At 64.4% G+C, this 5,746-nt stretch carries 7 protein-coding genes; 6 read left to right on the top strand and 1 reads right to left on the bottom strand.

The window, feature by feature from the left end; genetic code table 11:
* Positions 1-36: 36 nt before the first annotated feature.
* The gene (locus PLN84_RS12390) at positions 37-414 is read right to left on the bottom strand and encodes a translation initiation factor IF-5A (RefSeq protein WP_292385292.1); all 378 of its coding nucleotides are present in this window, start codon (positions 412-414) and stop codon (positions 37-39) included.
* A 90-nt stretch (positions 415-504) separates the two neighbouring features.
* Between PLN84_RS12390 and PLN84_RS12385 the strand changes: the two genes are divergently transcribed.
* The 6 genes from PLN84_RS12385 (at position 505) to PLN84_RS12360 (ending at position 5,604) form a co-directional block, all read left to right on the top strand.
* Entirely contained in the window at positions 505-1,284 is a 780-nt protein-coding gene (locus tag PLN84_RS12385; protein WP_292559592.1) for a bifunctional fructose-bisphosphatase/inositol-phosphate phosphatase, read from the top strand.
* An 8-nt stretch (positions 1,285-1,292) separates the two neighbouring features.
* On the top strand, positions 1,293-2,108 hold the full coding sequence (locus PLN84_RS12380; protein WP_292385296.1) for an NAD(+)/NADH kinase: 816 nt from the start codon (positions 1,293-1,295) through the stop codon (positions 2,106-2,108).
* A 72-nt stretch (positions 2,109-2,180) separates the two neighbouring features.
* Positions 2,181-2,897 (top strand): DUF169 domain-containing protein, encoded by a 717-nt coding sequence (locus PLN84_RS12375; RefSeq protein WP_292385409.1) that lies wholly within the window; start codon positions 2,181-2,183, stop codon positions 2,895-2,897.
* A 121-nt stretch (positions 2,898-3,018) separates the two neighbouring features.
* Positions 3,019-3,507, top strand: coding sequence for an amino acid-binding protein (locus tag PLN84_RS12370; RefSeq protein WP_292559595.1), 489 nt, complete (start codon positions 3,019-3,021; stop codon positions 3,505-3,507).
* Positions 3,507-4,493 carry a homoserine dehydrogenase gene (locus tag PLN84_RS12365; protein ID WP_348532125.1) on the top strand — a complete coding sequence of 329 codons (987 nt, stop codon included), beginning with the start codon at positions 3,507-3,509 and terminating at the stop codon, positions 4,491-4,493. Before PLN84_RS12370 ends, PLN84_RS12365 begins: the two co-directional genes overlap by 1 nt.
* Positions 4,477-5,604: a helix-turn-helix domain-containing protein gene (locus PLN84_RS12360; RefSeq protein WP_348532124.1), complete on the top strand. Its 1,128-nt coding sequence runs from the start codon at positions 4,477-4,479 to the stop codon at positions 5,602-5,604. The genes PLN84_RS12365 and PLN84_RS12360 overlap by 17 nt, the downstream gene beginning before the upstream one ends.
* The last annotated feature ends 142 nt before the right edge of the window (positions 5,605-5,746 follow it).

Here is a 5,746-nt window from a genome sequence, read left to right as displayed (position 1 = left end):
AGCTCGTGCATGCCCGTCTTCGAGAGCCAGAACACGTCACTCAAGTTTCTTCTTACCCAGGGACGAGATGTAGGCGATCTCCTGGCCGGGTTCCAGGCCGCCGACCTGGTCTTCGGTTACCGTGAGTTCGAACATCTCAAAGTCCTTGACGTCCATGAGCTGAAGGGTCGTGCCGGCGATCGATATGACCTGCGCAATCTTGCGTTCCACCACCGGGACGTAAGTCTTCGCCGAGACCGGCTGGACGACCGAGCGCTTCACACCGTCAAAGATGCCGATGCAGTCGATCCGGGACTTTGCTGCCCCGTGCTTCCCGGGCTTGGAGATAGCGATGGAGACAATCTTGCAAGGCTCATCTTCAATGACGACGTAGCGTCCCTCTTTCAGCTTTCCAACTTCTGTTTGTTCCTTCATATTGTCTCACTCGATAAACGCGTGATTAATGTATCTGGATTACATTACATAAATACACCGTAGAACAAGGTATGTTATGAGGAATTTTTGATGGAGTTCATCCGTGCGTGTGACGACCTGGCGGGGGCTGTTTCTGATGCTGTAGCCGGCATGGTCGGAACGCCGGAAGCAGGAGAGTTCGTGAGGATGGGCGCGGACGGCACGCCCACGAAACTGATCGACCAGGTCGCAGAGGATATCGTCGTAGACTACTTCCGGAGCCACCCGTGCTGCCGGCGGCTGATCAGCGAGGAACTCGGGTGCGCCGATATGGGCGGGGAGAGAGGCACCATCTTCCTCGACCCGGTCGACGGCACCTACAACGCCGTCGTCGGGATCCCTTTCTACGCTCTCTCCATAGCGTATGCAGAAGAAGGTGTCGTCCAGCAGGGATACGTCCGTAACCTTGCCACGAACGAGACGTTCCACGCCGTCAGGGGGCGGGGCGCTTTCCTCGACGGGCACCCTATCCGTGTCTCGAGTTCATCGCTCCTCCAGGAGAGCGCCATGAGCGTCTACGGCGGCCGCAAGTCCGACCCGGCCCGCGTTCTCGGGCTCGGCCGGCACATCCGGCGGTGGCGCCTCCTCGGTGCATCGGCGCTCGAACTCTGTTACGTCGGGTGCGGTCGCATCGACGGCTTCGTCGACTTGCGGGGGACGCTCCGCGTCACGGACGCGGCGGCCGGGATGCTGGTCTGCGAGGAGGCCGGCGGCACCGTCTCCGATCTCGAGGGGAACGCCCTCGTCTTCCCCGACGAGGTCGCCGTCGGCCGGAGCCTCGTCGCCACGAACGGGATCGTGCATAACAAAGTCATCGAGTACCTGAGGTAGGGTTGCGTATGAAGATCGTGCTGGTATCGCGCATCGACGATGAGAATGCGCTCCGCTACACCGCGGAACTTGCCCGGGAGCTCGAAGGCCTGGGACATGACGTCGTCTTCGAAGAGGGCACAGCGAGGCATATCGGGAAGAAGGAGGGCATACCGTTTGAGGAGCTCGCCGGTGACCTTGTCGTGGTCGTCGGCGGTGACGGTTCGGTCCTCCTCACCGTCCACCAGATGAAGAAGCAGGTTCCGGTCCTCGGGATTAACTGGGGCGAGGTGGGGTTCCTTGCGGACCTGGAGCCCGCCGAAGCGCGCGCGTTCTTCGCAGCCCACAAAAGCGGCTTTGAGGTCGAACGCCGGTTGAGGATCAGCCTCTCTGTTAACGGGCGGCGGTTCGGCGACGCTCTCAACGAGGCGGTCATCGTCACTGACCGGCCGGCGAAGATGCTCCGGTTCGGCGTCTACGTCGACGGGACGCCTGCAGAAGAGTTCAGGGCCGATGGCCTGCTCATATCGACCCCGACCGGGTCGACCGCCTACGCCATGAGCGCGGGGGGGCCGATCGTCGATCCCAGGATCGAGGGATACCTTCTCGTACCGCTCGCACCCTACATGCTCTCGTCCCGTCCCCGCCTCATCAGCACCGGGAGGGATCTTGCGATCACCCTTGAGACCGATAAGCCGGCGCACCTCGTCATCGACGGGCAGAGCCCGTTTGAACTGGAGAAGGAGGTCACGGTCACGGTCAAGAAATCGGCCGATCCCGCTCTCTTCGTCCATACGGGCAAACCCTTCTTTGAGAAGGTGAACCATAAACTGCGCAACCTCTGATCCCGTCATACCGCAAACCGAGATTTTATGAGCGACCGCGGGGACTATCTGCACACTGGAGTGAGTATGATCATGGAAGACCAGATGCGCACGGAGTTCTCCTATGCGGAGATCGCAGAGACGCTGAAGAAGACCCTCGACCTCCGGGGGTCACCGGTCGCGGTAAAATTTGCAAAGAGTCCCGAAGGCATCCCCGAATCGGTCGGCCCGATCGAGGAGACGGTCCGCCACTGCCAGATGGTCAGCCGGGCCCGTCTCGACGGCGAGATCTTCTACGCGACCGCCGAGAAACACGTCTGCATGGGAGGCGGCTGGGCCCTCGGGCTGAAGGAACTCACGCAGAGTCTTCGAACGGGGGAGTTCTATTACAAACTCGGCAAGTTCGAGAGCTGGGCCGCCTGCATGCGGACCATCCAGCAGGTGCCGCACGTCCCCGAACTCGAGACCTACGCGACGGTCTATGCCCCGCTTGAGAAGACGCCGTTTGACCCGCACGTCGTCATCATCATTGCAAACCCGCGGACGATGCTCAAACTCGCGCAGGCCACGCTTTACCAGCTCGGCGGACGGATCGAGTCCGGGATGTCGGGGATCCAGTCGGTCTGCGCGGACGCGACCGCGCAGCCCTACCTCACCGGCCGGATCAACTACTCCCTCGGGTGCGACGGCTCGCGCCGGTTCTCCGGCATCGAGGACGGCGAGCTCGTCATGGGCATCCCCGCCGAGATCCTCCCGGAGTTTGCCCGGGCTCTCACGATCGTCGCCGGGGCGCCCGGGTCCGTGCGGTAACAGCACGGCTCTCCCCACCCTTTTTTGCGGCACCCCCTCCCGTCGATAGGTCCGTTCTGGGGTACAAGGCTTATCTCCCCGGCAGGTCAACTCTTCAGCAGGTGGTTTTTTGCAGGTATCCATGAAGCTCGAGATGAAAGACCGGCCCGGACAGCTGGTCGCGGCTCTCAAACCGATCTCGGCCGTCGGGGGAAACATCATAGCGGTCATCCACCAGAGAGAGACCCCGGCGGCCACAGAGACACTGGACGTCCAGATCGTCCTGGAACTCCCCGAGGGGCGTCTCGACAACCTCCTTGAACTCCTCAGGGAGCAAGGCGTCAGCGTCGTGCGCATCGGCGAGGAGCGGCTCCTCTACGAGTGCACCCTGATCATGATCGGCCACTTGATGCACACGGACCTCTCCGACACGGTCGACTCTATCGACCGGACCGGCTCGGCCGAGGTGACGGGGCTCTCCCTCGTTATGCCGGCGATCAATGCCCCCTCGTCGGCCCGCATCACCATCCGTTCGACCACCCGGACAGAGATGGCAAAGGCGATCCGGATCCTCCGCGGCGTCGCGGAACAGAAGAGCCTCCTCATCATCGAGCCCCTGGAGGGTGCATGATGCGGATCGCGCTCCTGGGACTGGGTTCCGTCGGCCGGGGCATCGCCCGGACGATCCTTGCAAAAAACCTCGATATCACCGTCACCGGCCTTGCCGACTCGCGAAGCGGCATCATCGATGCCGGCGGGATCGACCTTCTAGCGGCGCTCGCCAGAAAGGAGGCCGGCGGCCCCTGCGGCAGCCCGGGCGTCAGTCCCGCCGACGTGGTGGCGAAGGCGGACTACGACGTCCTCGTCGAAGTGACCCCGACGAACGTAAAGACCGCCGAACCGGCGCTGGGCCACATGCGGACGGCCCTCCGGCGGGGTAAGCACGTCGTCACCTCGAACAAGGGTCCGATCGCCCTCGCCTACCCCGAACTCCGGGCGCTTGCAGAGGCAAACGGCGTCTTCCTGAAATACGAGGCGACGGTCTGCGGGGCGATCCCGCTCATCCACGGGATAACGGAGGGGCTTGCGGGCAACACCATCTCCCGGCTCTCCGGCGTCTTCAACGGCACCTGCAACTATATCCTCACCCGGATGGCCGCAGAAGGCCTCACCTACGAGCAGGCCCTTGCCGAGGCGCGGGAACTCGGGTACGCCGAGGCGGACCCCACCTACGACGTCGAGGGGATCGACGCAGGCGTTAAACTGGTTATCCTCGCAAACACCGTCCTTGATATGCATGCAACGCTCGACGACGTGGAGAGGACGGGGATCACCCTCCTGACACCCGACGCCCTCGAGCTCGCGGAGGACCAGGACTGCACCATCCGGCTGATCGGCGAGATCATCCCGGGTGCCGGGGTGCTCCGCGTCTCTCCGCGGATCATCCCGAAGGCCCACCCGCTCGTCGTCGAAGGAACGCTCAACGCCGTCACCGTGGAGGCGGACCTCGCCGGGGACCTCACGTTCATCGGGAAGGGCGCGGGTTCCATCGAGACCGCCAGTGCCGTGATCGGCGACCTCCTCTATATCCGTGAGCGGCATGTCCAGGGTTCTTGAACGGAGAAAACAGTACCTGCGCTTGATGCGCCAGGCGACGCTTGAGAAGGGTTCCTTTACGGTGGCCGATATTGCGGAGGCTACCGATACCCCCCGGAGCACCGTCCAGGACTGGGTGAACCGCCTCATCGAGGAGGGATGCGTTCTTCTCACGGAGGAGCAGCGGGGACGGCACGCGGCCCGCTACGTGGCGAGCAGCGTGATGCCGGAGAGCGCCTGCCGTCGGGTCTTCACCACCATCGACGGCAGCGAGGTCGAGATCTACCACGAGTGCATGAGCGGGGGATGCGCCGCCTTCTGCGAGTTCCACCATGCCCGCGCCGGCGGCGCCCTGCAGTCGGTCCACCGGGACGGGACCCTGCTCCGGGAACGGGCGATCCTCGGGCGGCGGGACGTCGCCGTCGGGCTCGACCCGGCGCCGGCAGTCGGGATCGTCGGCGTCTATCACGATGACGGCTACATCCGCCAGCAGATCCGGTGCATAGGGGGCCCGGCCTACTCGCTCACCGATATGATGTCCTTTGCCGAGGGGGTCTGCGGTGTCACTCTCCACCGCGAAGGAGCGGTGGTCGAGGGCGAGGTGGTCACCCGGGCGCTTGCCTACGTCGCCATCGGGATCGACGATACCGATACCGGGACCGAGGGTGCGACGTTCGCCCTCGCCCTTGCCCTCCTCCAGCACCTCGCGAAGCTCGACGGCGTCATGCCGATCGGCCATAAGGTGGCGATGCTCAACCCCCGGCTCGAAGAGCGGACTGCCGGGAACTCCTGCAGCTTCATCGAACTCGCAGTGGAGCCCGATCAGGTGCCGCGGGTCGAGGAGTCGGCCGTGCGGTTCGTCGCCGGCGAGGCAGCCTCGCCGGCGTGGGGCGTCGCCGTCCGGCAGGGGTTCCGGGTGCCCGGCGCACTCCGGGCATACGGCAGAAGCGCGAGGGAGTCGGTGCTCACACGAGAGGTAGCCGAGGCGACCGCCGGGCGGTTCGGGGCGCACCTTCACGGGGGCCGGGGCGTCATCGGGGCGCTCGCGGCCGTCGCGCTCATCGGGCTCCCGCACGGCGTCCTCCTCGACCCCGAGCGGGATGTCTGCGCCGGGTGGGAAACGTCGGCGTGAGGGGGCCGGGGTTTACCGCCCAGAACCCCAAACCTCCGCTACCCATAAATATCCTGAGGCGGGAGATACCTTCATCGAGGCGAAGTGCAGTGAGAAGCGGACTTGAGGGCGAGATCGAGAAACTCTCCGCCCTCGCGCGGGA

It is taken from the genome of Methanoculleus sp., assembly GCF_035363275.1.
In the GTDB taxonomy this organism is placed as follows: Archaea; Halobacteriota; Methanomicrobia; order Methanomicrobiales; family Methanoculleaceae; genus Methanoculleus.
This window is presented reverse-complemented; position numbering and strand designations above follow the sequence as displayed.

Excerpts from the sequence above, each read along its gene's own strand:
- PLN84_RS12390 (WP_292385292.1), bottom strand. The coding sequence starts at position 414 with ATGAAGGAACAAACAGAAGTTGGAAAGCTGAAAGAGGGACGCTACGTC.
- PLN84_RS12385 (WP_292559592.1), top strand. The coding sequence starts at position 505 with ATGGAGTTCATCCGTGCGTGTGACGACCTGGCGGGGGCTGTTTCTGAT.
- PLN84_RS12380 (WP_292385296.1), top strand. The coding sequence starts at position 1,293 with ATGAAGATCGTGCTGGTATCGCGCATCGACGATGAGAATGCGCTCCGC.
- PLN84_RS12375 (WP_292385409.1), top strand. The coding sequence starts at position 2,181 with ATGGAAGACCAGATGCGCACGGAGTTCTCCTATGCGGAGATCGCAGAG.
- PLN84_RS12370 (WP_292559595.1), top strand. The coding sequence starts at position 3,019 with ATGAAGCTCGAGATGAAAGACCGGCCCGGACAGCTGGTCGCGGCTCTC.
- PLN84_RS12365 (WP_348532125.1), top strand. The coding sequence starts at position 3,507 with ATGCGGATCGCGCTCCTGGGACTGGGTTCCGTCGGCCGGGGCATCGCC.
- PLN84_RS12360 (WP_348532124.1), top strand. The coding sequence starts at position 4,477 with ATGTCCAGGGTTCTTGAACGGAGAAAACAGTACCTGCGCTTGATGCGC.